The 22,752-nt window shown below is 56.5% G+C and carries 21 protein-coding genes; 11 read left to right on the top strand and 10 right to left on the bottom strand.

Features of this window, described 5'->3' with window-relative positions; translation table 11 throughout:
* Positions 1-95 precede the first annotated feature (95 nt).
* The 3 genes from ACQG1Y_RS11935 to dsbG are packed head-to-tail and all read left to right on the top strand — an operon-like array spanning position 96 to position 1,890.
* Positions 96-509, top strand: a complete 414-nt coding sequence (locus tag ACQG1Y_RS11935) for a hypothetical protein (RefSeq protein WP_015570500.1) — start codon at positions 96-98, stop codon at positions 507-509.
* A 5-nt stretch (positions 510-514) separates the two neighbouring features.
* Positions 515-1,072, top strand: a complete 558-nt coding sequence (locus ACQG1Y_RS11930; protein ID WP_023296645.1) for an RNA polymerase sigma factor — start codon at positions 515-517, stop codon at positions 1,070-1,072.
* A 41-nt stretch (positions 1,073-1,113) separates the two neighbouring features.
* Positions 1,114-1,890: a thiol:disulfide interchange protein DsbG gene (dsbG, locus tag ACQG1Y_RS11925; RefSeq protein WP_368740411.1), complete on the top strand. Its 777-nt coding sequence runs from the start codon at positions 1,114-1,116 to the stop codon at positions 1,888-1,890.
* Positions 1,891-1,928: 38 nt separating this feature from the next.
* Here the strand turns inward: dsbG and ACQG1Y_RS11920 are convergent, their stop codons facing one another.
* The 3 genes from ACQG1Y_RS11920 to ACQG1Y_RS11910 all read right to left on the bottom strand — a co-directional run bounded on the left by ACQG1Y_RS11920 (position 1,929) and on the right by ACQG1Y_RS11910 (position 5,125).
* Positions 1,929-3,218 carry a glycoside hydrolase family 10 protein gene (locus ACQG1Y_RS11920; protein WP_414234712.1) on the bottom strand — a complete coding sequence of 430 codons (1,290 nt, stop codon included), beginning with the start codon at positions 3,216-3,218 and terminating at the stop codon, positions 1,929-1,931.
* A gap of 7 nt (positions 3,219-3,225) precedes the next feature.
* Positions 3,226-3,513 (bottom strand): VF530 family DNA-binding protein, encoded by a 288-nt coding sequence (locus ACQG1Y_RS11915; protein WP_000123965.1) that lies wholly within the window; start codon positions 3,511-3,513, stop codon positions 3,226-3,228.
* Between the two features lie 130 nt (positions 3,514-3,643).
* Positions 3,644-5,125 (bottom strand): UbiD family decarboxylase, encoded by a 1,482-nt coding sequence (locus tag ACQG1Y_RS11910; RefSeq protein ID WP_017693404.1) that lies wholly within the window; start codon positions 5,123-5,125, stop codon positions 3,644-3,646.
* Positions 5,126-5,236: 111 nt separating this feature from the next.
* On the opposite strand from ACQG1Y_RS11910, the gene ACQG1Y_RS11905 reads away from it, so the two are divergent.
* Positions 5,237-6,121 (top strand): LysR substrate-binding domain-containing protein, encoded by an 885-nt coding sequence (locus ACQG1Y_RS11905; RefSeq protein ID WP_368740413.1) that lies wholly within the window; start codon positions 5,237-5,239, stop codon positions 6,119-6,121.
* Here ACQG1Y_RS11905 and ACQG1Y_RS11900 read toward each other — a convergent pair.
* Together ACQG1Y_RS11900 and ACQG1Y_RS11895 are read right to left on the bottom strand one after the other, a co-directional pair.
* Positions 6,112-7,035 carry a LysR family transcriptional regulator gene (locus tag ACQG1Y_RS11900; protein ID WP_063138352.1) on the bottom strand — a complete coding sequence of 308 codons (924 nt, stop codon included), beginning with the start codon at positions 7,033-7,035 and terminating at the stop codon, positions 6,112-6,114. The genes ACQG1Y_RS11905 and ACQG1Y_RS11900 overlap by 10 nt on opposite strands.
* Positions 7,036-7,051: 16 nt before the next feature.
* Positions 7,052-7,933, bottom strand: a complete 882-nt coding sequence (locus tag ACQG1Y_RS11895) for a LysR substrate-binding domain-containing protein (protein WP_015570506.1) — start codon at positions 7,931-7,933, stop codon at positions 7,052-7,054.
* 109 nt (positions 7,934-8,042) lie between these two features.
* On the opposite strand from ACQG1Y_RS11895, the gene ACQG1Y_RS11890 reads away from it, so the two are divergent.
* Positions 8,043-8,627: a nuclear transport factor 2 family protein gene (locus ACQG1Y_RS11890; protein WP_015570507.1), complete on the top strand. Its 585-nt coding sequence runs from the start codon at positions 8,043-8,045 to the stop codon at positions 8,625-8,627.
* A gap of 117 nt (positions 8,628-8,744) precedes the next feature.
* Here the strand turns inward: ACQG1Y_RS11890 and ACQG1Y_RS11885 are convergent, their stop codons facing one another.
* The 3 genes from ACQG1Y_RS11885 to ACQG1Y_RS11875 all read right to left on the bottom strand — a co-directional run bounded on the left by ACQG1Y_RS11885 (position 8,745) and on the right by ACQG1Y_RS11875 (position 11,353).
* On the bottom strand, positions 8,745-9,722 hold the full coding sequence (locus ACQG1Y_RS11885; RefSeq protein ID WP_254309787.1) for an MBL fold metallo-hydrolase: 978 nt from the start codon (positions 9,720-9,722) through the stop codon (positions 8,745-8,747).
* 107 nt (positions 9,723-9,829) lie between these two features.
* Complete coding sequence (locus tag ACQG1Y_RS11880) at positions 9,830-10,714, bottom strand: SDR family oxidoreductase (protein ID WP_017382335.1); 885 nt, start codon at positions 10,712-10,714, stop codon at positions 9,830-9,832.
* Positions 10,715-10,825: 111 nt separating this feature from the next.
* Positions 10,826-11,353, bottom strand: a complete 528-nt coding sequence (locus ACQG1Y_RS11875) for a GNAT family N-acetyltransferase (RefSeq protein ID WP_032653615.1) — start codon at positions 11,351-11,353, stop codon at positions 10,826-10,828.
* Positions 11,354-11,484: 131 nt separating this feature from the next.
* On the opposite strand from ACQG1Y_RS11875, the gene treZ reads away from it, so the two are divergent.
* Genes treZ through glgX form a run of 3 tightly spaced genes read left to right on the top strand, consistent with a single transcriptional unit; the run spans position 11,485 to position 17,828 of the window.
* Positions 11,485-13,272 carry a malto-oligosyltrehalose trehalohydrolase gene (treZ, locus tag ACQG1Y_RS11870; protein WP_368740414.1) on the top strand — a complete coding sequence of 596 codons (1,788 nt, stop codon included), beginning with the start codon at positions 11,485-11,487 and terminating at the stop codon, positions 13,270-13,272.
* Entirely contained in the window at positions 13,269-15,737 is a 2,469-nt protein-coding gene (treY, locus tag ACQG1Y_RS11865; protein ID WP_086626150.1) for a malto-oligosyltrehalose synthase, read from the top strand. Before treZ ends, treY begins: the two co-directional genes overlap by 4 nt.
* Positions 15,738-15,752: 15 nt before the next feature.
* On the top strand, positions 15,753-17,828 hold the full coding sequence (glgX, locus tag ACQG1Y_RS11860) for a glycogen debranching protein GlgX (protein WP_193360844.1): 2,076 nt from the start codon (positions 15,753-15,755) through the stop codon (positions 17,826-17,828).
* Here the strand turns inward: glgX and ACQG1Y_RS11855 are convergent.
* The gene (locus ACQG1Y_RS11855; protein WP_045339808.1) at positions 17,825-18,373 is read right to left on the bottom strand and encodes a winged helix DNA-binding protein; all 549 of its coding nucleotides are present in this window, start codon (positions 18,371-18,373) and stop codon (positions 17,825-17,827) included. The two genes, glgX and ACQG1Y_RS11855, sit on opposite strands and share 4 nt — an antisense overlap.
* 224 nt (positions 18,374-18,597) lie before the next feature.
* On the opposite strand from ACQG1Y_RS11855, the gene ACQG1Y_RS11850 reads away from it, so the two are divergent.
* From ACQG1Y_RS11850 to ACQG1Y_RS11840, 3 genes are read left to right on the top strand one after another with little or no spacing between them, the layout of a single operon-like run.
* On the top strand, positions 18,598-19,320 hold the full coding sequence (locus ACQG1Y_RS11850; RefSeq protein ID WP_003857121.1) for a DUF969 domain-containing protein: 723 nt from the start codon (positions 18,598-18,600) through the stop codon (positions 19,318-19,320).
* Positions 19,317-20,303, top strand: coding sequence for a DUF979 domain-containing protein (locus ACQG1Y_RS11845; RefSeq protein ID WP_017382341.1), 987 nt, complete (start codon positions 19,317-19,319; stop codon positions 20,301-20,303). The genes ACQG1Y_RS11850 and ACQG1Y_RS11845 overlap by 4 nt, the downstream gene beginning before the upstream one ends.
* A 9-nt stretch (positions 20,304-20,312) precedes the next feature.
* Complete coding sequence (locus tag ACQG1Y_RS11840; RefSeq protein WP_017382342.1) at positions 20,313-21,308, top strand: DUF2891 domain-containing protein; 996 nt, start codon at positions 20,313-20,315, stop codon at positions 21,306-21,308.
* Between the two features lie 21 nt (positions 21,309-21,329).
* On the opposite strand, the gene ACQG1Y_RS11835 is transcribed toward ACQG1Y_RS11840, so the two are convergent.
* A complete protein-coding gene (locus tag ACQG1Y_RS11835) occupies positions 21,330-22,712 on the bottom strand; it encodes an MFS transporter (RefSeq protein WP_032648336.1) in 1,383 nt (460 codons plus the stop codon).
* Between the last annotated feature and the right edge of the window lie 40 nt (positions 22,713-22,752).

The following is a 22,752-nucleotide window of genomic DNA, read 5'->3' as shown; positions in this document are numbered from 1 at the left end:
TATGACATAAATTTTATCTTTCCCCGGCAATATTTCTGTTCCTCATCCGTCTACCTCCTCAGAGACCATAATCATTCAACATAAACGAGGTACACATGAGAAATTTTGATATGCACGGAAAAGGTCACGGGCGTGGTTTGGGCCGCCATCGTATGGGTAAGGGCATCGTGATTGGCGCAGTCCTGTTCGTGGTGCTTGGCCTGCTGGTCATGTCCCTGTGGAACGCGTTGCTCCCGGCCATCCTGGGGGTTAAAGCCATTGGCTTCTGGCAGGCGCTGGGGATCCTGCTGCTGAGCCGCATTCTTTTCGGTGGGCTGGGTTTCCGTCCGGGCATGTTCGGTGCGCACCGCCGTATGCACGAACAATGGATGAATATGAGCCCCGAACAACGTGAGGCCTTCATTCAGCAGCGTCGGGCGGGATTTGGGCGCCACGGTCATTGCCGGTGGCACGATGGCCGGGATGAAAAGCGAGATGATAACGGTGCGAAAGCGCCGGAAGCCGAGTGAGCGATATGAAAGCCGGTGAGGCGGGGGAATCATTACTGATCTCGGCACTCAATGCCTGCCGCGCGCGGCTAAAAGCCTTCATTCGCGGACGGACTGCGGTTCGTGATGATGTCGATGATATTCTTCAGGAAGTGACCTGGCAGTTGATGAAAGTGGAACAACCTGTCGAGAACGTCGCCGCCTGGCTGTTTCGCGCCGCACGAAATGAGATGATCGACCGGGCGCGAAAAAAGCACGAGGTTTCACTGCCGGGGTACCTGACAGCAGATGACGAGGACTTTCCGGAGCAGGAGATTGCAGAAACGTTATTCGGCGTACCGCAAACGCCGGAGGAAGAGTATCTCAACATGCTGCTATGGGAAGAGTTGGGGCAAGCCCTGTCGGAACTGCCGCCACCTCAGCGCGAGGTGTTTGAAAAAACGGAATTTGAGGGCTACAGCATGAAGATGCTGGCAGAGGAAACAGGCGACAGTGTGCAGGCGTTATTATCCCGCAAACACAAAGCCGTGCGATTTTTGCGTAGTCGCCTCAAGGATATTTATGAAGCGTTGACAGGACAATAAACTTCGACCACTCTGAAAAACAATATTTTAAAGGGGTCGTTATGCTTCAACGGTTAGCAAAGAAAAAGGTGCTGTTACTCTCTGCTCTGATGGTTTCAGGGCTGGTCAGGGCAGAGGAGTCGCTTCCGGATGTGGTGAAGCACTTCAGTGAACAGCAGGACATCAAAATCATCAAGAAAATTGACGCCCCCGGCGGCGCGCCAGCGTGGCTGGGGAAATATCAGGACATGGGCGTGACGCTCTTTCTGACCCCTGACGGAAAGCACGTCGTGTCTGGTTATCTTTATGATGAGAAGGGAACCAACCTCAGCGAGGCCTTTTTCCAGAAAGAGATCTACGCCCCGATGGGCCGCGAGATGTGGAAAAAGCTCAATGCGGCGCATCCCCTGAAAGAGGGCGCGGAGAGTGCCCCGCGCAAAGTCTTCGTCTTTGCCGACCCGTTCTGCCCGTACTGCAAGCAGTTCTGGGCTGAAGCGCAGCCGTGGGTGAAGGCTGGCAAGGTTCAGCTCAATACGCTGCTGGTTGCTTTTCTTAACCCAAACAGCGGGCGTAACGCCTCCGCGATCCTGAATGCGAAAGATCCGGTGTCGGCCTGGAAAACGTACGAGCTGTCCGGCGGGAAAAAGCTGCCGAAACCTGTAGCTGCGGCTTCCCGGGAAACCGTTGAGATCCTGCAAAATCACCAGACGCTAATGGACAGTCTTGGCGCGAATGCCACACCGGCTATTTATTACCTGAATGAGCAAAACGAACTGCAACAGGTCGTGGGTATGCCAGACGCAAAACAGCTTGAGGCGATGTTCGGGCCGAAGCCGTAAAAGAAAGGCAGAAACAGGACGTTTCTGCCTTTTTTCAGTCAACTACCCCAGCGTCCCCGGAGGTAATTTACTGCCTCCTGCGTCTGCGGCTGGTTAAGATAGTCTTCACGGAACAGGATGGTGCCCTTAACGTCTGGCAGTGAATCGTTGAGGTCGAGCTGTTTTTTCAGCTCCGGTACGCCGCCGTTCACCGTCCAGTCCGGTTCGTTTCTGGAAGGCGCGCCCACTTTGTAGAACGCGATCCCGATATACAGGCGGGTATGGGTCGGTTTCACCACGTCAGCCCACCATTTTGTCAGCACATCGTAACGTGCCGCGTCGCGGGCGAAGGGCCAGTAGATCTGCGGCGCAATGTAATCCAGTAAACCCTGCTGTACCCATTTGCGCGTGTCAGCGTAGGATTCATCATAGGCTGCGGCACCGCGCGTGTCCGAGCCTGCCGGGTCGAAGGAGCGATTGCGCCAGACCCCCGCCGGGCTAACGCCAAATTCGACCTCAGGTTTAGCCTGCTTGATCGCCCTTGAAACCTGCACAATCAACTGCTGCGTATTGTGTCGACGCCAGTCCGCTTTTGACGCAAAACCTTCGCCATAGCGCCTGAAGGTCCAGGCATCATTCAGGGTGGACCCCGGCGTCTCGGTGTAAAAATAGTCATCGAACTGAACGCCGTCGACAGGGTAGTGATTTACCACTTCCATCACCACCTGGGTTATCCAGTCCCGCACGTCGGGAATGCCCGGGTCGAGAACAAAACGATCCCCCGAGGTGCGGATCCACTCCGGATGCTGGACGTACACGCTGGAAGGATGAAGCGACGAGGTGCGGTTAAGCGCCGCGATGGTCGACGGCTTCGTGTTGGTGGAAACGCGGTACGGGTTAAACCAGGCATGAACCTTCATCCCGCGCTTGTGCGCTTCATCCAGCATAAACTGAAGCGGATCGTAACCGGGATCTTCCCCGATAGTCCCCGTCAGGGTATCTGACCAGGGCAGTATTTTAGAGGCCCACAGCGCCGTACTGTCCGGTTTTACCTGAAAGAAGACGGTGTTGATCCCAAGTTTTTTCAGCTTATCGAGCTTGTCCGTCAGCGCCCGCTGTTGCTGGGCGATACGCTGGTCCGCGCTATGGCCATTCACCGATGACACGGGAGGCCAGTCGAGACGGGAGACGGTCGCCAGCCAGATCCCGCGCATGGGTTCGTTAGTCTGCTGTAGAGGTTTCGCCTGCGGCAGCGGGGTAACGAGTGATTTGGGTGGTTTGGAAGTGCAACTTACCAGTAAAAGCGCGCAGCCAAGCAGCGCGCCAGTCCGTTTTACGTGTCGCATCATTTGCGTGTTAGCTCCTGGGTGTCCGGCTATCCGTCCAGGGATTAAACGCCGGTTCGTCCTGTTCCCCGTTACCGTCATCGTGAAGAGAGTCGAGGTAGAGGGCTTCAACTTCCGCCCGCGCCCATGGGGTGCGGCGCAGGAACTTCAGACTCGATTTAACACTCGGGTCCTTGCGAAAACAGTTGATTTTGATTCGGTTGCCCAGTTCATTCCAGCCATATCGCGCAACCAGCGCGTTAACCTGCATTTCGAGGGTTACGCCATGCAAAGGATCGTTGGAAATATGTGCTGTCATAGGCGTCCGGTAGTCTCATTTTTTATGGGGATGTGATAAACGCTCAAAGGTTACAAGAAAGCAGGGGACGCGGCAATTTCAGCGTGAGGTTCTTCACCCGTGAAGGGTGAAGAAGATTTTCCGGTTAACGCTATTTTTTAAACAGTTCAGGCGCCCATGGCGTCGGGTCTACCTCCATAAAGGGCGCACGCTCAAAGCGGGACTTAAGCGCCCAGGGCACCGTACAGTCGAAAATCGTTTTGCAGGTGATCCCGTTGCCACGAATGGAGGGGCTGTAGTCCGGGGCCTGAGACGGATCGAGCTGGTGTCCGCGGATCCCCGGCAGATGGGTGATGCTGACATCGCCCTGCATACGGGTGGTCATCGCCCACAGGATGTCGTCGCTGTCGAAAATATCCACATCTTCGTCGACGAGAATAATGTTTTTAAGCTCGGAATAGGTGGCTAACGCGATGAGTGCCGCCTGACCCTGACGCCCTTCGTCAGAGGGCTGGCGTTTTTTCACCTGCAATACGCCAAGAAACTTGCCGCCGCCAGCGGTATGCGCATAGACGTTTTGCAGAAAACCGGGGATGGCTTCTTCCACCGCATTACGGATGCTGGCCTCCGTTGGCAAACCGGCCAGCGTGGTGTGCTCCTCGCCCGGTCCTACCAGGGTTTGCAGGATCGCCTGATGACGCATCGTGACGGCCTTCACTTTGATTACCGGTAAGGAGGGGTTAGCCTCCCCGCAGTAGCCGGGAAATTCCGGCATCGCGTGCCCGGTGTGGGTATGCTGATCTTCTTCTACACGCACGCCCGGCAGCAGTTCGCCTTCGATGATAATTTCCGCACGCGCTATCGCTTTTTCATTTACGGCCACACCCTGCACCAGCTCGACGGGGGTCTGACGTAACGCGCCGGCGACACCCAGCTCGTTGTAGCCGAAGGGCGTGGTAGGGGCTTCGAAACAGGCGCCAATATAGATAGCGGGATCGAGACCCATATTGATCGTGACCGGCAACGGTTTGCCCGCCTCCTCGGCTTTCTTACGGAACACTTCAATATGGCGGCCCGCGGCAAGAAACATGGAGAGCTCATCGCGCTCCTGCACGCAGAGACGGTGAATAGTGACATCGGTCAGTGAGGCATCTTCCGGATCGCTTGCCAGCACCAGCCCCAGACAGAAGAACGGACCGGCATCTATCGGCGTGTTGGTCGGTGCCGGAAGCAATTTACGCAGATCGAAGTCCGGATCGTCGGCATAAAACACCTGTTCCTGACACGGCGCCTGTGCCGCCGGAACCACAACGGGAGCAATCGGGTTTTTCACGGCCTGGCCGACATGTTTTGCCAGTTCAGAGGGCTCGCAGCCCAACAGGAGCGCCGCCCGCTCGCGGCTGGCGTGCATTCCGACCAGAATACGCGAGTCGGGATATCCCTTAATAGCGTTAAACATCATCGCCGGGCCAATGCGCGTCGGACGTTTTACCGTGCCGCCAGCACCAATATGCCGGTACACACCCGCCAGCTCCGCGTCAGGATCGACCGGATGGCTGGTTTCAAGGTATTGACCTTCATGGCGTTTGAGCAGTTCGATAGCACTTCTGAGATCGTTGATGTGTTTTTTCATATTTCCCTCCTCGGATGAAGGCTTCCATTCTTAACCGGAAGAAGAGGGCTATCAATTGCATCATTTATGCTATTTTAATATGAATTTTATTATCAATAATAAAGGCATGGTATGCAGTTTCGACTGATGCGCAATTTTATCGTGGTGGCGGAAGAGCTTCACATGCATCGGGCGGCGGAGCGCCTTAACATGGCGCAGCCAGCTCTGAGCCAGCAGATAAAAACGCTTGAAGATCGTCTCGGGGTCTTGCTCTTTAGCCGGGCGAATCGTCGCCTGACGCTGACGCCAGCCGGTGAGGCATTTCTCAGTAAAGCCAGAGTCGCGATTTTAATGACCGATCAGGCGATTCTGGATGCCAGACAGACGGCCAGAGGGGAACAGGGCGTGCTGAATCTCGGATGTGTTTCAAGTGCGATATTCGACAGTAAGCTACCCGCCGCGCTGCGGCTTTTACATGAGAAATGGCCCGCCATCAGCCTTTCCATGATGACGGGTAACGTGCAAACCCTTTATACCGGCGTGCAAAGCAACCAGCTGGATGTGGCCATTATTCGTGCCCCGTTACCGCTATTGCCTGACGATCTGCAAAGCCGTCCATTTACAACGGAAAAGGCCGTGCTGGCCTTACCTCGTCAACATAGCCTGGCGGGCTCCGCCGCGCTGACGCTTGCGTCGGTGAAAGAGGAGAAGTGGATCGCCCTGCGCGACCCGGAGGGGATGGGGCTGGAGCAATATTTCTATGATGCCTGCCACAGCGCGGGCATACAGCCTGATGTTGTGCAAAATGCCACCGATGTCCCCACGGTGATAAGTCTTGTCTCGGCAGGGTTTGGCATCGCCATGCTGCCGGCTTCAGCGAAGGCGATATGCGTACAAAACGTCGTCTTTGTGGATATTCTTGGCCGACTCCGGGAGAGCGAGCTGACGCTGGTTTGCCACCGGATTATTCGCTCTGAGGTCCTGAAAAAATTGATGAGCATCCTCGATCATACCTGACGTCCGGCGGCCTGAAGAAGCTGTTCTCGCAGCCAGCTGTTAGCCGGATCCTGGCTGTTTTTCGGGTGCCAGTACATACCGATGACGATCGGAGGGAGATCCAGCGGCGGCGGAAAAATATCAAGCGTTTGCGTGAACCGTAGCAACATGCGTCTGGGTAGGGTGCAGAGCAAATCGGTACCGGCAACAATCGCAGGCGCCATCGCATAGCTTTGCGTCGACATCACCACGTTACGCTGGTGGCCAAGCCCCGCCAGATGCTGATCGACAAAGCCCGCGAACGGGTCGCCCTCGGATGAAACCACCAGGTGGGAAAGGCTACAATAGCTTTCCAGATCCATCGGCCCCGTACCGCGCGGATGGCCTTTACGCTGGGCGGTGGCATATTCATCGTCAAACAGCTTGCGTCTGACCCATGCATCGTGCGCCCCCGCGTTAACGCCGACATAAATATCCACATCGCCATTTTCCATCTGTGCTGGCAGCAGCGGGGTTTCCGGGAGCGCAAAACGCAGACGGATGCCTGGTGCCGCATTGCTAATCTGATTCTGCAACTCTGCCCCCAGCATCAGCGCCGGGTTCTCGTGCAGGGCAATCACAAAGGTGCGGTTGCTGTTCTGCGCGTTGAACGTGGTGGGTTCAAGCATCGCCGATATCCCCTGCAAAACCGTCGCGACCTGCGGTCTTAACGCCTCGGCGCGCGGCGTAGGTAACACCCCACGTCCGTGTGGGGAAGGGACAAACAGCGGCTCACCGAACAACACGCGCAGGCGCGCAAGGCGGGCAGACATCGCCGGCTGGCTGATGCCCAGCCGCGCGGCCGCATGGGTGATATTCTGATCCCTGAGTAACGCATCCAGCGTCAGGATCAGGTCCATATCCATATCGGAGGAGGGCATCTTATTGTGCGTCATAGCTTGCTGCCGTTGTTCAACAGGGAAGGTTAGCCATTGCCAGAAAAGCAGTCACTGCATTACCTGGCTCCTGCATGCGGCTGATCATGACCAGATTTGCGGTCAACGCCTGAGCATTCAGGTTGCGGTAAATCAGTCCGGGTATTTGCACCTGTTGCAGGGGGGCGGGAACCAGCGCCAGACCGAGCCCGGCTGCGGCAAATGCCAGAACGCTTAGCGTACTGTTTGAACGATGTGCCACGCAAAAACCATCCCCGAGCTGCTGCGCCAGCAGCACAGTCAGATTTTCATTGGCGTCATGCGCGTCGTACAGGACCAGGGGATGACCGGCGAGCATCTCAACGGAGAGGTGCGGATGGATGGCTAAGGGATGATCGTCACACATTGCGATTATCATCTCCCAGTTTCCGGTTTTCTGCACCCTGATCTGCGGATCGGCTGTCGTACTGTTATCCGGTGTATAACCGACATCAATATGCCCTGCGAGGATCGCAGCTACCTGTTTCTGGGGAGCGATTTCCTGAATGGTGACTTCTGCATCCGGATGGGTTTTACGGAAGCGACGTACATCGGTAATCATTTTGCCACTAAAAATGGCGTTCCCGGCAAAACCGACCCGTACACGCCCTGTCTCTCCCCGTATCGCACGCTGGACTGCCAGACGCGTGTGTTCCATCTGTTCCAGCATCAGTCTGGCTTCGCTGAGAAGAAGCGATCCGGCCTCAGTAAGTTCCACACGACGGCTGGTGCGGATAAACAGCGGACCGCCTAACTCGGTTTCAAGGGCTTTAATCTGCATGCTAAGCGCAGGCTGAACAATATGGAGTCGCTCAGCCGCGCGTCCAAAATGCTCTTCTTCTGCAACAGCCAAAAAATAGCGTAAGTGCCGGAGTTCCATTACCACCCTGACTCATCATTAAAAATGATTGTTTAGTAAAATATATATATTTGAGTATAAACCGCTTCACGGCCAAACTGAACGCATCAACTCAAACAGGAATCAAACAATGCAAACTCACCAACTGCAAGACCGTCAGGATCTTAACGACCTCATGAATGGCTGGATGCACCGCGACCTGGGCGAATGGGAGCAGCTGCGTAATCTTTTTCATCCGGACGGCACTATCGAAATTACGTGGTTCGAAGGGCTCGCGAGCGATTTTGTCGAGGGTTCCATGCGTATGGGCGCTTCAGATTTGCGCACAAAACATATGATTGGCTCGCCCGTCGTCACTTTTAACGACCGCGGCGACAAAGCGATTCTTGAAACCAATGCGATGATCATCGCTGAAAATATAAAACTTAATATTGGATGCGAATGCCACAATCGTTTCTACGATCTGGCAGAAAAGAGAGAGGGCGTATGGAAGCTGTTCCATCGTCAGAGCATCTACGACATGGGTATTTTCACCTTTCCGCTGGGCCCGGTTGAGATTGATTCAAAAATTGCTGCCAACTATCCGCGGGAATATGCCGCGCTAGCTTATCTGCTGGAACAAAGCGGTTTTCCCCTCGGCCGCGTATTTGCCACGCGTGACAGTGAACTAGAAGCGAATATGAAAGCGAACGCAAAAAAATGGCTGGCTGTCTGACAGGTTGAGCGCAGGGCCGAACAGATTTCGCCGGCTGGTTAATACCCGGCCGCGGGGCCCTGGGCGTGAGATAGCGGTCCCAGGCTGAAATATTTAGCCTGAGACGCAGAGACTCTCTTATGGGGCGTCCCGGTTGGTATAGGTCACCGGAACCCACGCGTAGCCTTCCCGCTCACCTTTCTTCACATACCCGATCCCGGGGTAAGGCAGATGTGGCGCCGCAATCAGATCTTTGTTTTTCACAAACTCAGCGAACGCTGCGTTGCGTACCCGGGCGGCTCCGTCCTGATCCTCATCGTAAGCAATCGTCACGTTGGGCTGTGGGAACTGAACCGCGGCAACGTGAATGATGTCGCCGACAAAGGTAATTTTTTCACCTTTGCTCTCCAGCGTGTAGAACGCGGACCCTGGGGTGTGGCCTGGGTGAACCGTACCGCTGATGCCCGGCAGAAGCTGTTCCGTCCCGGAGAAAGTCTTCACTTTCCCGGCATCCAGATAGGGCTTTAAGGTCTTGTGCGCGACGTCGAAGTAGTTCTGGTCATAGCCAGATTTTTTCTGGTTCTCGTCGTTAAAGAAGAAATCGATATCCGGTTTGCCGACATACACCTGTGCGCGGGTAAATACGCGCTGACCGTCTTTGACCAGGCCGCCTGCATGATCGGAGTGCGCGTGGGTGATCAGGATATCGGTGATGTCCTGCGGCCTGATGCCCTGCGTCGCCAGGCTTTCAATCAGCCGCCCGCCTTTGCCAGGGCCAAAGAGCTGACCGGAACCGGTATCCACCAGAATTTTGTGGCCGGGCATAGCGATATAGAACGCGTTAATCGATGCTTCCACCGGATTGGCCTGGAAGTTTTTGGCCAGTAACGCATCGGTATTTTCCGCCGTCGTCCGGCGCAGTAAGGCGTGCAGGTCCTGCGGCACGCTGCCGTCCGTAAAGGCGGTGACAATCGTATCGCCAACCTGAACGCTGTAGCCGCCGGCCTGCTGTTTCACCACATGCTGCGGAACGCTGGCCACCGCGTGGATCGCGGGAAAGAATAAAACCGAACCGGTCAACAGGGTTGATAACGCAAGTTTTTTCACAGTAAACATGATGGGCTCCTCAATAGTAAGTTCATCATAGTTCAACTGAGATTTTTGAGAACAGCAGGGAAGTGAATGTGACCTATCCATGAAATGGATAGGTCTGAGAGGATGCTTTACAGCACGCCGGTACCGCCGTCAGAGCACCATACTTGTCCGGAGGCGTATGAGCAGGTATCTGAGGCAAAAAGCACATACAGCGGTGCGATTTCAACCGGCTGGCCCGGTCGGCCCAGGGGCGTATCTTCCCCGAATTTCTGAACTTTGGACTGCGGCTGACCGCCACTGGACTGAAGAGGCGTCCAGTATGGACCTGGCGCGACGGCATTCACCCGAATGCCACGCGGCCCCAGCTGCTGAGCCAGAGACTTGGTAAAGGCCACGTTACAGGCTTTGGTCTGCGCATAGTCCACCAGGATCGCGCTCGGTTTAAACGCCTGAACGGAAGTGGTGTTGATGATCACGGCGCCTTCCTGCAAATGGCGCAGCGCAGCTTTAGTGATCCAGAAGGGGGCATAGACGTTGGTTTTAAACGTCGCGTCGAAATCTGCCGTGGTGAGATCGTCGATCGATTCGCAGTACTGCTGGCGTCCGGCGTTGTTCACCAGGATATCCAGGCCACCCAGTTCTGCGACGGCTTTTTCTACCAGCGTATCGCAGAACGACTCCACGCGAATGTCGCCGGGAATGGCGACCGCTTTACGGCCTTCGGCCCGAATCAGCGCAATGACCGATGCCGCATCGGACTCCTCTTCCGGGAGATAGCCAATAGCCACATCAGCACCTTCACGGGCATAGGCGATCGCTACCGCGCGACCAATTCCGGAATCACCGCCGGTAATCAGCGCTTTTTTTCCTGCCAGTTTGCCTGATCCGATATAACTTGTTTCACCGTGATCCGGTATTGGCTTCATTTCCGATGCCAGCCCGGGGGCCCTTTGCGGTTGTTCAGCAAACGGTGGACGAGGGTAATGCAGCGTGTGATTATTTCCTGTAGACATACCGGCCTCCTTAATAGTGAATTCCAAGATTAGTCGTTAATTAAACGTAAGCGGGCAAAATTGACAAATTCAGACAAATCTATCTTCTGGTAGCGGATATAAAATATTTTCTCAAGCCAGCATGTAATACCAGAAAAGGGCGACCTCATCTTTTTCCGGCAGGGCGTTGTAAAGGTAGCGATCGTAACCGCCGAGAATAAACCCATAGTGACGATAGAACTGACAGGCAGAAACATTAACGTTCTGCGTCTCCAGCCGTAACCCGGGCGCGTTGAGGCTTCGCGCCCAGACGTGGGTGGCGGACATCAGCTTGTGCGCCGCGCCCGTACGGCGTTTTGAACGCTCCACGGCAATGTAATCCACCGAAATAAATTTATTCCAGTTGCAGGACGCGGTAATAAAACCGGCGATTTCACCGTCATCCGTTTCGGCGATAAGAAATATTGAATCCGGATTAACGCAATGATTTTCCAGCGTCTGGAGATCAAGTTCATAGGTTTTAAGATAAGGTTCGGTCAGCGCCTCGATATGCAAATCACCATTGAGAAATGGCTCTCTTGCAATCTCATCAACCTTGAAAGAAAAATCACAACATTCAAGGCGGGCGAGGTCAGTACTTAATCCTTTTCGAATATGCATAGTATTCCTTAAGTGGGAGTTATAAATAGATAATAGACGAAGCGGCATCCCCTGCTGGCATAACACTCTGTAGATCCTGGTCTAAGCTTGTATTTCGTTCCGCGTAAAAGGTGGTCATTCGAGGACAATGAATGGAATTCAGAACATGTCGCAGGCACTGGGGTGCTGAGTTTATTTCCGATGACGTTGTACGTTTTCGCGTCTGGGCAGAAGGGCAGAAAGATCTCACATTACGTTTAACCGATACCGACATTCCCATGGCGGCGGTGGGCGACGGTTGGTTTCAGATTGACGTGCCCGGCGTCAGGCACGGTACGACCTATCAGTTTGTTTTACAGGATGGAATGGCGGTGCCGGATCCGGCCTCACGCGCGCAGCAGGCCGACGTCAACGGCCCGTCGGTGGTGATCGACCCGCGTCGCAGCCTGCCCACTCAGCGGGAATGGCAAGGACGACCGTGGGAAGAGACGGTGATCTACGAGCTGCATATCGGCACCTTCACCGGGGAAGGAACCTTCAGGGCGGCCATCGACAAACTGCCTTATCTGGCCGGGCTGGGTATTACGCAACTGGAAGTGATGCCCGTGTCCCACTTCGGGGGCGTGCGCGGATGGGGGTATGACGGCGTACTGCTGTATGCCCCGCACTCAGCTTATGGCACACCGGATGATTTTCATGCCTTCATTGATGCCGCCCACGCGCTCGGGCTTTCCGTGGTGCTGGATATCGTACTCAACCACTTTGGCCCGGAAGGTAATTACCTGCCGTTGCTCTCGCCAGCGTTTTTCCATCGGGATCGTATGACCCCGTGGGGCAACGGTATTGCCTATGAGGTTGAGGCCGTCCGGCAATACATCGCCGAGGCGCCGTTATTCTGGCTCTCGGAGTATCATCTTGACGGTCTGCGCTTCGACGCCATCGACCAGATCCATGACGACGCTGAGACCCATATTCTTCCCGAGATAGCGCAACGGATCCGCGACGCATTTCCGGATCGGCATATCCATCTGACCACCGAAGACAGTCGCAACGTGATTTTCCTGCATCCGCGCGATGAGCATGGTCAGACGCCGCTTTTCACCGCCGAATGGAATGATGATTTTCACAACGCCGCGCATGTCTTCGCGACCGGGGAATCACACGCCTATTATCAGGATTTTTCCTTTGAGCCGGAGAAAAAACTGGCGCGGGCGCTGGCAGAGGGCTTTGTCTACCAGGGGGAAATCTCGCTTCAGACCGGAAAATCGCGCGGGGTAGAGTGTCGCGAGCAACCTCCGCAGTTTTTTGTCGATTTTATTCAGAATCACGACCAGGTCGGCAACCGTGCCCAGGGGGAGAGGCTTATCTCTCTGGCAGGCGCGGATAAAACGCGTGTGCTGTTTGCGGCGCTGCTTATGTCGCCTCATATTCCGCTGCTGTTTATGGGCGAGGAGTATGGCGAAACGCATCCGTTCCTCTTTTTCACCGACTTCCACGGCGACCTGGCGAAAGCCGTGCGGGAAGGGCGCGCGAAAGAGTTTACCGGCCATGCCGGGCACGATGAAACCGTACCGGACCCCAATGACGTAAATACCTTTATGCGGTCGAAGCTTGACTGGAACAAGGCAGACACGGAGGAAGGCAGGGCGTGGCTGCACGCTACGCGCGAACTGATTGCGCTGCGTCAGCGCTTTATCGTCCCGCTACTGAAACAGCGGGGCGCCGTGGAGGGTCACGTCCTGCAAACGGCGCTCGGCATGGTTGCCGTGAGCTGGCGTTTCCCGTCCGGTACGCTGTCGCTGGCGCTGAATATCGGCAAAAAGCCGCTCGCCTTACCGAACCTGCCTGGAAAAACGATCTTTAGCTGGCCGGAGGCAGTCGATAACCTGCCGCCAAACAGCATTGTTGTTCGCTTAGCTGATGGAGAAGCAGCGCTATGATCCCTTCCTCTACTTACCGAATTCAGTTTCGCAACGGCATGACCTTCGATCGCGTGGTGGACCTGATTCCGTATATGAAAGACCTTGGAATTAGCCATCTTTACGCGTCGCCTGTTTTCACCGCAACCACGGATTCCACCCACGGCTATGACGTGACCGACCCCAACGAAATCGACCCGGCGATTGGCGGGCGGGAAGGGTTTGACCGCATGGCGGCAGCGCTGAAGCAGGCGGGGATGGGGCTGATTCTGGATATCGTTCCTAACCATATGTCGACCTCGCTGGAAAACCGCTGGTGGCGCGATGTTATAGAACAAGGCAGGCAGAGCCGCTATGCGGCATATTTTGATATCGACTGGTCCCGACCGCTGACGTTGCCGTTTCTTGGCGACACCTTTGAAGCCGAGCTGGAGCGGGGGGCTATCACCTTAAAACGTGACAGTGTCACCAACAGCGCAGCGCTGGTTTACTATGATACCGCCTATCCGCTTAATCCCGGCACGTATGCCGAAGGCAAGAGCATCGCTGAGATCCACGAGGCGCAAAGCTGGCGGCTGATGTCCTGGCGGGAAGCGCCGAAACAGCTTTCATGGCGGCGCTTTTTTGAAATCACCGGGCTGGTCGGCGTGCGGGTAGAGGATGAGGCGGTCTTCGCAGACACGCACCGCCTGATCCTTGAGCTTGTTCACGCCGGGGTTGTCGACGGCCTGCGCATTGACCATGTGGACGGGCTTGCCGATCCGCTGGGCTATTTGCAGCGCCTGCGTGCGGCGACCGGACCGGATTGCTACATCACGGTAGAGAAGATCCTCGCCAAAGGGGAACAGCTTCCTCAGGAGTGGCCGGTCTCGGGTACTACGGGCTATGAGTTTATTGCCTCGCTGGCGGAAGTGCTGGTGGATGATACCAACCTCTCGCGACTGGAGACGCTCTACGACGAGACGCTGGGTACGACCGTGGACAGGCAGGCGGAACTTCGCAAAGCCAAAGGGCTGATGACCGATCGTAATTTTGAAGGTGAATTTACCACGCTGCTCAAAATCGCCAGCGAGCTGGCCGGGCATAACGGCGCCGAAGTGGAGCATGAGGATATCCGCCATGCCCTGCGCGAGCTGCTTATCGCATTTCCGGTGTATCGCACCTACGGCACCGGAGAGGGGCTGACGCCACCGGATGTGGCGCTGCTCAGTCGCGTGGTCGCCAGCGTCGACACCTCTGAACCCGCGCTCAGCCTGATCGTGCGTATTCTTACCGGCGATCTGCCGGAGCATGACCACGCGCTGGCCTCGCTTTTCCGCACCCGTTTTCAGCAACTGACCGGGCCGCTGATGGCGAAATCGGTAGAGGATACGCTGTTCTTCCGCCATAACCTGGAGCTGGCCCTGAACGAAGTCGGCGCCGACCCGACGCCGCGCGCATTTTCACTTTCCCGTTTTCACCAGGAGATGCGCATTCGTCTTACCCGCCAGCCCGATGCGCTGCTGGGAACCTCCACCCACGACACCAAACGCGGCGAGGATGCGCGAGCGCGACTATACACGCTGACGGAAGCGCCAGATCTGTGGGGGGAAAACCTGGCGCGCTGGCGGCAGATGAACCAGACGCAGGTCCGATTCCTCAACGACGGCACCGCGCCGAACGCCGCCGACACCTGGATGATCTTCCAGGCGCTGGCGGGCGTCTGGCCAGCCACGCTGTCGCCAGACGATCGTGATGGTCTTAAGTCACTGGAAGAGCGTTTCCTCGGCTTTATTGAGAAAGCCCTGCGCGAGGCCAAGCAGCGTACCGACTGGATCGACAGCAACGAAGGGTACGAGAGCGTGGTGCTGGACTACGTGCGCCATCTGCTCTCCCCGGATAACACCCTGTTCCTGCGTGATTTCAGTGCCGCACTCCAGCCGTTTATTCGGGCTGGGTTAATGAACAGCCTGAGCCAGACGGTGATCAAGCTGACTGCGCCCGGCGTACCGGACATCTACCAGGGCAGCGAAGGGCTTAACTTCAGCCTGGTCGACCCGGATAACCGCCGCGAACCGGATTTCACCGCGCTGGCGGAAAACCTCAGCGTAGCGGATGGAACCATTTTTAACGATGCGCAACGCTGGCGAGACGGCAGCGTGAAGCAGTACGTCACCGCCACGCTGTTACGGCTGCGGCCGCATTACCCCGCGCTTTTCCGCTACGGCGACTGGCTGCCGCTGAAGGTGACTGGCGAGCGGGAAGAGAATCTGATCGTTTATGCCCGCATAAAAGATGACGAGGCGCTGATCGTCGCCGTGCCGCGTCTGGTGTTTGACGTCACCGACAATGCGATGCTGTGGGCCAATACTATGGTGGCCATACCCCAGGAGCTGGCCGGGAAGCACTACCGGGATCTGTTTACCGGTGAGCGTCGCCTTCTGCCAGAGACGCTGGATTTAACGTCTGAAAAGGGATGTTTGTTGGTTCTGCTTACCTGCGAATAATCGAGGAGAACAAAAATGCCAAAGGATACAACGTTTGAAATTCGGGCCGGTCATGGCCAACAGTTGGGCGCAAATTATGACGGGAAAGGAGTGAATTTCGCCCTGTTTTCCGCCCATGCGGAGCGGGTGGAGCTGTGTTTGTTTGACCCATCGGGAAAAACAGAAATCACCCGCCTGGAACTGCCGGAATATACCCATGAGGTCTGGCACGGCTATGTGCCGGATCTGAAACCGGGGGCGCTGTATGGCTACCGTGTATATGGCCCTTACGATCCGGAGAACGGTCACCGCTTCAACCCCAATAAGCTGCTTATTGACCCCTATGCCCGTGAACTGGTGGGTGACATTGAGTGGAACGATGCCCACTTCGGCTATGAGCTGGGACACGATGAGCTGGATCTCAGCTTTGATACGCGAGACAGCGCGCCGTTTACGCCCAAATGTAAGGTCATCGACCCCAATTCCGTCGACTGGCAAGACTCCCGCCGACCCGATATCCCGTGGCCGCATACCGTGGTTTATGAGAGCCACGTAAAAGGCTTTACCCAGCTTAACCCGGCTATTCCGCCTGAACTGCGCGGTACGTTTGAGGGGATGGGGCATAAAGCGTCGGTGGAGTACATCAAAAGCCTCGGGATTACCTCGGTCGAGCTGCTGCCGGTTCACTGGTTCCCTGACGATCAGCACCTGCTCGATCGCGGTCTGAAAAACTTCTGGGGCTATAACTCGCTCGGTTTCTTTGCGCCAGCGTCACGCTATTACGGCCCGGCGGGGATCCAGGGTTTCCGCGACATGGTGCGTGCCTATCATGACGCGGGCATCGAGGTGATCCTCGACGTGGTCTATAACCACACGGCGGAGGGCAACGAGCTGGGGCCAACCCTGTCGTTTAAGGGAATTGATAACTTCTGTTATTACCGCACCATGCCGGATCAGCACCGGTATTACATCAACGACACCGGCACCGGGAACACCGTTAATACTTCCCACCCGCGCGTATTGCAGATGGTCATGGACTCCCTGCGTTACTGGGCAGAATCGATGCAGATTGACGGTTTCCGCTTTGACCTCGGGACCATTCTCGGACGTGAGCCGGAGGGGTTCGATCCGCGCGGCGGCTTCTTCGATGCCGTGACCCAGGATCCGGTGCTGTCGAAGCTGAAGCTCATCGGTGAGCCGTGGGATATCGGCCCCGGCGGGTATCAGGTGGGAGGCTTCCCGCCTGGCTGGGGTGAGTGGAACGACAAATACCGCGATACGGTACGTGAATACTGGAAGGGGGATAACGTCTCTAACGATTTTGCCGCCCGTCTGTTAGGGTCCGGTGATTTGTACGATCTGCGCGGGCGTCGTCCGTGGGCCAGCGTCAATTTTATTACCGCGCATGACGGCTTCACGCTGAACGACCTGGTGTCGTACAACGAGAAACATAACGCCGATAACGGGGAAGATAATAACGACGGACATAATGATAACCGGTCGTATAACTACGGCGAAGAAGGGCCGACGGAGAACCCGGATATCATCGCCACCCGCGAGCGGCAAAAGCGCAACTTCCTCACCACGCTCTTCTTCTCGCACGGTACGCCGATGCTGCTGGCAGGGGATGAGTTTGGCCGGACGCAAAAGGGCAATAATAACGGCTATTGTCAGGACAGCGAGATCTCCTGGGTAAACTGGGAAGGACTCACTGAGAACGACGAGAAGCTGCGCGACTTTACCCGTCGGTTGATTGCCCTGCGCGCGACGCAGCCGCTGCTGCGACGTGAGAACTGGCGCGACGGGCTGGAGATCCGCTGGTTTAACGCCGGCGGCGGACCGCAGCAGTCGGAACAATGGGACGAGGGCTCCACCCTTGGTCTTGCCATCAGCCGCCCGGATCTTAAGCAGGAAGAGGGCGTCTGGCACGACGTGCTGATGCTGTTTAACCCGTTTGAAGGCACGGTGCCATTCCAGATCCCGCAGTTTGGCGAAGGGGGTTGGGTGCTGGAGCTTTCGACGGCGGATGAGGCCCCCACAGGGGAAATCATCACGGAATCCGTCGATTATGAACTGGCCGGGCGGAGTATGACGCTTTTCCGCCGTCCTTAAAGCGAGGCCGCCGCGCGTGCGGCGGTATCATACAGGGAGGAGATCGCGCGGAGTAACTGCGCGGTCTCGCCAATTGATGCACCCGGAATGCCGCTTTCCGCATGAATGTTGATCAGGCAGGCCTCCCGCACCTCCCGGTACTTCATGCACAGCGCTTTTCCCTCCTCCGTGGTGGAGAAAAAAAGCTCTTTTCCGGCTTTCTCGCTGGTGACATATCCCGCCTTGACCAGCTTTTTCAGCGCATACGTCACCACGTGGGTATCTTCCACGTTCAGCACAAAGCAGATGTCGGCCAGCTTTTTCTTGCGGTTGCGGTGATTCACGTGGTGCAGAAGCGAAACGTCAAAGGCCCCCATATCCGGTTCACCCGCAGCGGTCATGCAGCGCACCATCCATTTGTTAAACGCATTGCTGGTCATGATCAGCGCATATTCCAGCTCTGATAATTCAGCACACCGCTCTGAGACGAGATGACGGGAGGAGACGATTCGCCCGTCCGCAATATCGTCGTGGTTTAACGCTGTCGTCTTTTTCTCTATCGTCATAACGATCCTTCTCCCGAAATGTAAACCCGTCGATAAAATAAGAACATTTTATTGATAAATTGTTTACATGTTTTTGACGTTCAGATATAGCTTTTTAGTGCAGGTTCTGTGGAGCCTGACGCAAAACACAACATCGCGCGCCGTAATGCACCGGCTTCGCTCTGCTGCGAAGTATAAAAAATAGCCGTCGGCGCGCAACGCTCACTTTGGATAGGGTAACGTTTATGGACAGTTCTACACTGTTGCCACTTATCGGGATTCCGGTGGTGGTTATTGGTTTTGCACTGCGTTTCAACCCGCTGCTGGTTGTCGTGGTGGCGGGGCTGGCGACGGGCCTGCTGGTTGGCATGGATTTCGGTATGCTGCTGGAAACCTTTGGCGAAAAGTTCGTGAATAGCCGATCGCTTGCCACCTTCATTCTGATCCTGCCTGTGATTGGCCTGCTGGAGTATTACGGGCTGAAAGAGCGCGCCCAGGCCTGGGTCGCGAAGATCGCCAGCGCCACCTCGGCGCGTATCCTGATGCTCTACTTTGTCGCCCGCGAAGGGACGGCTGCGCTGGGCCTGATGTCCCTTGGCGGCCACGCGCAAACGGTGCGTCCGCTGCTGGCGCCGATGGCGGAAGGGGCGGCCCTGAATGAATACGGCGAACTGCCGCAGACTATCCGCGACAAAATCAAAGCCCATGCCGCCGCGTGTGACAATATCGCGGTTTTCTTTGGGGAAGATATCTTTATCGCCTTTGGCGCGGTACTGCTGATTGATGCGTTCCTGAAAGAGAACGGGATCGAGGGGATCGAACCGCTGCATATCGGCCTGTGGGCCATTCCGACCGCTATTGCGGCACTGATCATCCATATGACGCGTCTGCTGCGCCTCGACGCCAGCATTCGTCGCGACGTGATGGCCTGGAAAGCAGAGCAGGGTACGCAGGAGATCGCACCATGATGACCCTCATCACCATTAACCGCGTGTATTACCTGATCGGCTTCGTCGTGATGCTGCTGGTTGTGATGACCCTTCGCGACCGCGCTAACCCGAAACGCTATACCACGGCGCTGTTCTGGTTTCTGTTCGGCGGGATCTTCCTGTTTGGCGATCTGATGGTGCAGGAGCTGGGTAAGTCGCTGGCGTATCGCATTATTGGCGGCGCCGTTATCGTGATTGCGCTGCTGGCCGGTTTCGGGCTGGTCGGGAAGGGGCACTATAAAATGTCCACCGAGGAGGAGCGTGTTGCCTCGTCGAACCGGCTGAAAAACTGGCTGTTTTTACCGGCACTGATGATCCCCGTGGTAACGGTCATCGGGACGCTGTTTCTGAAAGGCGTGTCGATTGGCGGCGTTTATCTGCTCGACCAGAAACAGCTTACGCTGGCGGCGCTGTGCGTGGCCTGCGTGGCGGCTATCCTTACCGGCTGGTGGCTGACAAAAGGTACGCCGCTGCATGCGGTGCGTCAGTCGCGTCGGCTGGTCGATACCATTGGCTGGGCGGTGATCCTGCCGCAGATGCTCGCCATGCTCGGCGGGGTGTTTGTGGTGGCGAATACCGGCGAATCGGTACAAAAGGTGGTCAGCCTGTTTGTGAACCCGGACAGCCGCTTCATGCTGGTGGTGATTTACTGCGTGGGGATGGCGCTGTTTACCATGATCATGGGTAATGCCTTCGCAGCCTTCCCAGTGTTAAGCGCCGGTATCGCTCTGCCATTCCTGATTAACGTCCATCACGGTAACCCGGCGCCGCTGCTGGCTATCGGTATGTACGCAGGCTATTGCGGCACGCTGATGACGCCGATGGCCGCCAACTTCAACATTGTGCCCGCCGCGCTGCTGGAGCTAAAAGACAAATATCAGGTTATCAAGATCCAGATCCCGACCGCGTTAACCCTGCTGGTGGTGAACGTGTTCTTAATGTATTTCCTCGTGTTTCGCTAAGGAGCTGCAATGGAATTAACGCAACATCAGGCTGACGCCTTCGCCAGAATGCCGTTGACCTATTTACGTCAGGAATACCCGAACCACATTATGCATCTGCTCAACGATGACGGCGACGTTCTGCCGCCCCGCGAGCTGCACCCGATCTTTTACGGCTGTTTTGACTGGCATTCTGCGGTGCACGGCTACTGGCTGCTGCTGCGCTGCCTGCGTCTCTGGCCCGAACTGCCGTGCCGGGAAGAGATCATCACTCTGTTCGAAGAACACCTGATCGACGAGAAGGTGGCGAAGGAGCTGGCCTATTTTACCGCGCCGTTCCGCGCGTCGTTTGAGCGGCCTTATGGCTACGGCTGGCTGCTGGCGCTGGCGCAGGAGCTGAAACAGTCGTCACTGCCACAGGCGGAGCGCTGGTACCAGACGCTGCAACCGTTAACGCGGGATATTCGCCAGCGGCTGGTGGATTACCTCAGCAAGCTCACCTATCCCATCCGCGTCGGAACACATTACAACACGGCGTTTGCGCTCGCGCTGGGGCTGGATTATGCCCGAGCGGTGACGGATGACGGGCTTGAACAGGCGATCCTGGACGCGGCGACGCGCTTTTATCATACGGACACGCAATATCCGGCGCATTATGAGCCGGGCGGCGACGAGTATATCTCCGGGGCGCTGACCGAGGCGTTACTGATGAGTAAGGTGGTAGAGAATTTCCCGGCCTGGTTCGATGCGTTTCTGCCTGAAGTGGGTGCCGTTTCAGCGCTGATGAACCCGGCTGAGGTAAGCGACCGCACCGACCCGAAAATCGCACATCTGGACGGGCTTAACCTCAGCCGCGCGTGGTGTATGAAGCACATTGCCCGCGCTTTGCCGGAAAACCACCCGGCGCAACAGGCGTTACAGGATGCCGTTGCGCGCCATCTCTCGGCAAGCGTGGAGCATGTTGTCGGCAGTCACTACAGCGGCGGCCACTGGCTGGCGAGTTTTGCGCTGCTGGCACTGGAGTAGCGCTTAGTTATATTTTCGTGCTCATCCTGTTTCCGCAGGATGAGTGATTTTACGCAACCGGCTCGCGCTGACGACGACCGCTACCGCAGAAGCTGCGGCGGCGACCCACAGCGCAACATGAATTGACCTTTCATCTGCGGCCAGCAGAACGGCCACGGCGGCGGCGCCAAGACACTGCCCGAACGTGCGCATAATGGATAAAACACCGGATGCATAGCTCGCATGCTCACGAATAACGTTGGAGAGCATTTCTCGGTTATTGGGACTCTGAAAGCAGCCAAACCCCACTCCGCACACCAGACTCCGCAGGCAGATATCCCACACTGAAGGGCGGTCGGGTAATGTTGCCAGCAGGATCAAACCGACGACAAAAATCATCAGCCCCAGGGTGGATATCGCCGGGGCTGAAATCGTGTCTGCCCACCGGCCTGCATGCGGCGCAATCAGTACGATCCCTAGCGGCCACGGCGTAAACAGCAGGGCAGACAACACCGGGCTGTAGCCGTATTCGCTCTGAAACAGGAAGGGTAGCGCAATAAAGGTGATCCCCTGGCTGACAAAAGCAATCATCGACGTGAAGGCCGCGAGGGTAAAACGTTCATTTTTAAACATCATCGGCGGCAGTAAGGGGTTATCCGCGCGGCGGATCTGCCAGATAAACGCCATGCCGCTCAGCGCAGCGAGCATTGTCCAGCAAAGGCTACCGGGATGATAGTCCTGGAGGCTGTTCGCCGCCATGATCGTCGACCCCAACAGCAGCGCCGACAATATCGCGCCCGGGGTGTCGAAAGGCGCTTGCTTTCGAACCGCATCCCGCGGCAGCGCTTTGACCGCCAGCTGTAAGGCGAGGGTGCCGGGAACAACGTTTATCGCAAACAGCCATTGCCAGCTCAGGGTGTGAAGGATCGTCCCGCCCAATACCGGGCCGATAGCGGAGCTGGAGGCGATGAGCAGGGCGTGTAACCCCAGAATGCGGCCAAGCAATCGCCCGGGAAATACGGACCGCAGGATTGCGGGGGCAATACTCAGCGTCGCCGCGCCGCCGATCCCCTGAAGCACGCGCATACCGATAAGCACTTCGGGTGTATTCGCCAGCGCGCAACCCAGTGATGTCAGGGTAAAGGTCGTCAGACCTGCCAGAAATACGGGGCGATAACCCAGGCGGGCCGCAAGCGCCGCGAATATCGCCAGCGTCATCGCAGCCGCCAGCAGATACCCGTTGGCGAACCAGACGGCAATACTGGCAGGTACCTGCATCTCCTGAGCCATGGAAGGCAGGGCAATGTTGATCATGGTGCCATCAAACACGCCCATTAAGGTGGTGGTCATAATTGCGGCCATCACCCGCGCGCGCGCCGGGCCGGGAAGTCCTTCGTCGCCGGGTTGACTGGAAAAGAGCGTCATTATGTTGTCCTCTGAGAAGAGTGTATGGATGACAAAACTA

The sequence above is a fragment of the Enterobacter cloacae complex sp. 397G4 genome, from assembly GCF_050031515.1.
Lineage (GTDB): Bacteria > Pseudomonadota > Gammaproteobacteria > Enterobacterales > Enterobacteriaceae > Enterobacter > Enterobacter hormaechei_C.
The sequence above is the reverse complement of the archived record's forward strand: the minus strand, read 5'-3'. Positions and strand labels throughout refer to the sequence as shown.

Excerpts from the sequence above, each read along its gene's own strand:
- ACQG1Y_RS11935 (WP_015570500.1), top strand. The coding sequence starts at position 96 with ATGAGAAATTTTGATATGCACGGAAAAGGTCACGGGCGTGGTTTGGGC.
- ACQG1Y_RS11930 (WP_023296645.1), top strand. The coding sequence starts at position 515 with ATGAAAGCCGGTGAGGCGGGGGAATCATTACTGATCTCGGCACTCAAT.
- dsbG (WP_368740411.1), top strand. The coding sequence starts at position 1,114 with ATGCTTCAACGGTTAGCAAAGAAAAAGGTGCTGTTACTCTCTGCTCTG.
- ACQG1Y_RS11920 (WP_414234712.1), bottom strand. The coding sequence starts at position 3,218 with ATGATGCGACACGTAAAACGGACTGGCGCGCTGCTTGGCTGCGCGCTT.
- ACQG1Y_RS11915 (WP_000123965.1), bottom strand. The coding sequence starts at position 3,513 with ATGACAGCACATATTTCCAACGATCCTTTGCATGGCGTAACCCTCGAA.
- ACQG1Y_RS11910 (WP_017693404.1), bottom strand. The coding sequence starts at position 5,125 with ATGAAAAAACACATCAACGATCTCAGAAGTGCTATCGAACTGCTCAAA.
- ACQG1Y_RS11905 (WP_368740413.1), top strand. The coding sequence starts at position 5,237 with ATGCAGTTTCGACTGATGCGCAATTTTATCGTGGTGGCGGAAGAGCTT.
- ACQG1Y_RS11900 (WP_063138352.1), bottom strand. The coding sequence starts at position 7,035 with ATGACGCACAATAAGATGCCCTCCTCCGATATGGATATGGACCTGATC.
- ACQG1Y_RS11895 (WP_015570506.1), bottom strand. The coding sequence starts at position 7,933 with ATGGAACTCCGGCACTTACGCTATTTTTTGGCTGTTGCAGAAGAAGAG.
- ACQG1Y_RS11890 (WP_015570507.1), top strand. The coding sequence starts at position 8,043 with ATGCAAACTCACCAACTGCAAGACCGTCAGGATCTTAACGACCTCATG.
- ACQG1Y_RS11885 (WP_254309787.1), bottom strand. The coding sequence starts at position 9,722 with ATGTTTACTGTGAAAAAACTTGCGTTATCAACCCTGTTGACCGGTTCG.
- ACQG1Y_RS11880 (WP_017382335.1), bottom strand. The coding sequence starts at position 10,714 with ATGTCTACAGGAAATAATCACACGCTGCATTACCCTCGTCCACCGTTT.
- ACQG1Y_RS11875 (WP_032653615.1), bottom strand. The coding sequence starts at position 11,353 with ATGCATATTCGAAAAGGATTAAGTACTGACCTCGCCCGCCTTGAATGT.
- treZ (WP_368740414.1), top strand. The coding sequence starts at position 11,485 with ATGGAATTCAGAACATGTCGCAGGCACTGGGGTGCTGAGTTTATTTCC.
- treY (WP_086626150.1), top strand. The coding sequence starts at position 13,269 with ATGATCCCTTCCTCTACTTACCGAATTCAGTTTCGCAACGGCATGACC.
- glgX (WP_193360844.1), top strand. The coding sequence starts at position 15,753 with ATGCCAAAGGATACAACGTTTGAAATTCGGGCCGGTCATGGCCAACAG.
- ACQG1Y_RS11855 (WP_045339808.1), bottom strand. The coding sequence starts at position 18,373 with ATGACGATAGAGAAAAAGACGACAGCGTTAAACCACGACGATATTGCG.
- ACQG1Y_RS11850 (WP_003857121.1), top strand. The coding sequence starts at position 18,598 with ATGGACAGTTCTACACTGTTGCCACTTATCGGGATTCCGGTGGTGGTT.
- ACQG1Y_RS11845 (WP_017382341.1), top strand. The coding sequence starts at position 19,317 with ATGATGACCCTCATCACCATTAACCGCGTGTATTACCTGATCGGCTTC.
- ACQG1Y_RS11840 (WP_017382342.1), top strand. The coding sequence starts at position 20,313 with ATGGAATTAACGCAACATCAGGCTGACGCCTTCGCCAGAATGCCGTTG.
- ACQG1Y_RS11835 (WP_032648336.1), bottom strand. The coding sequence starts at position 22,712 with ATGACGCTCTTTTCCAGTCAACCCGGCGACGAAGGACTTCCCGGCCCG.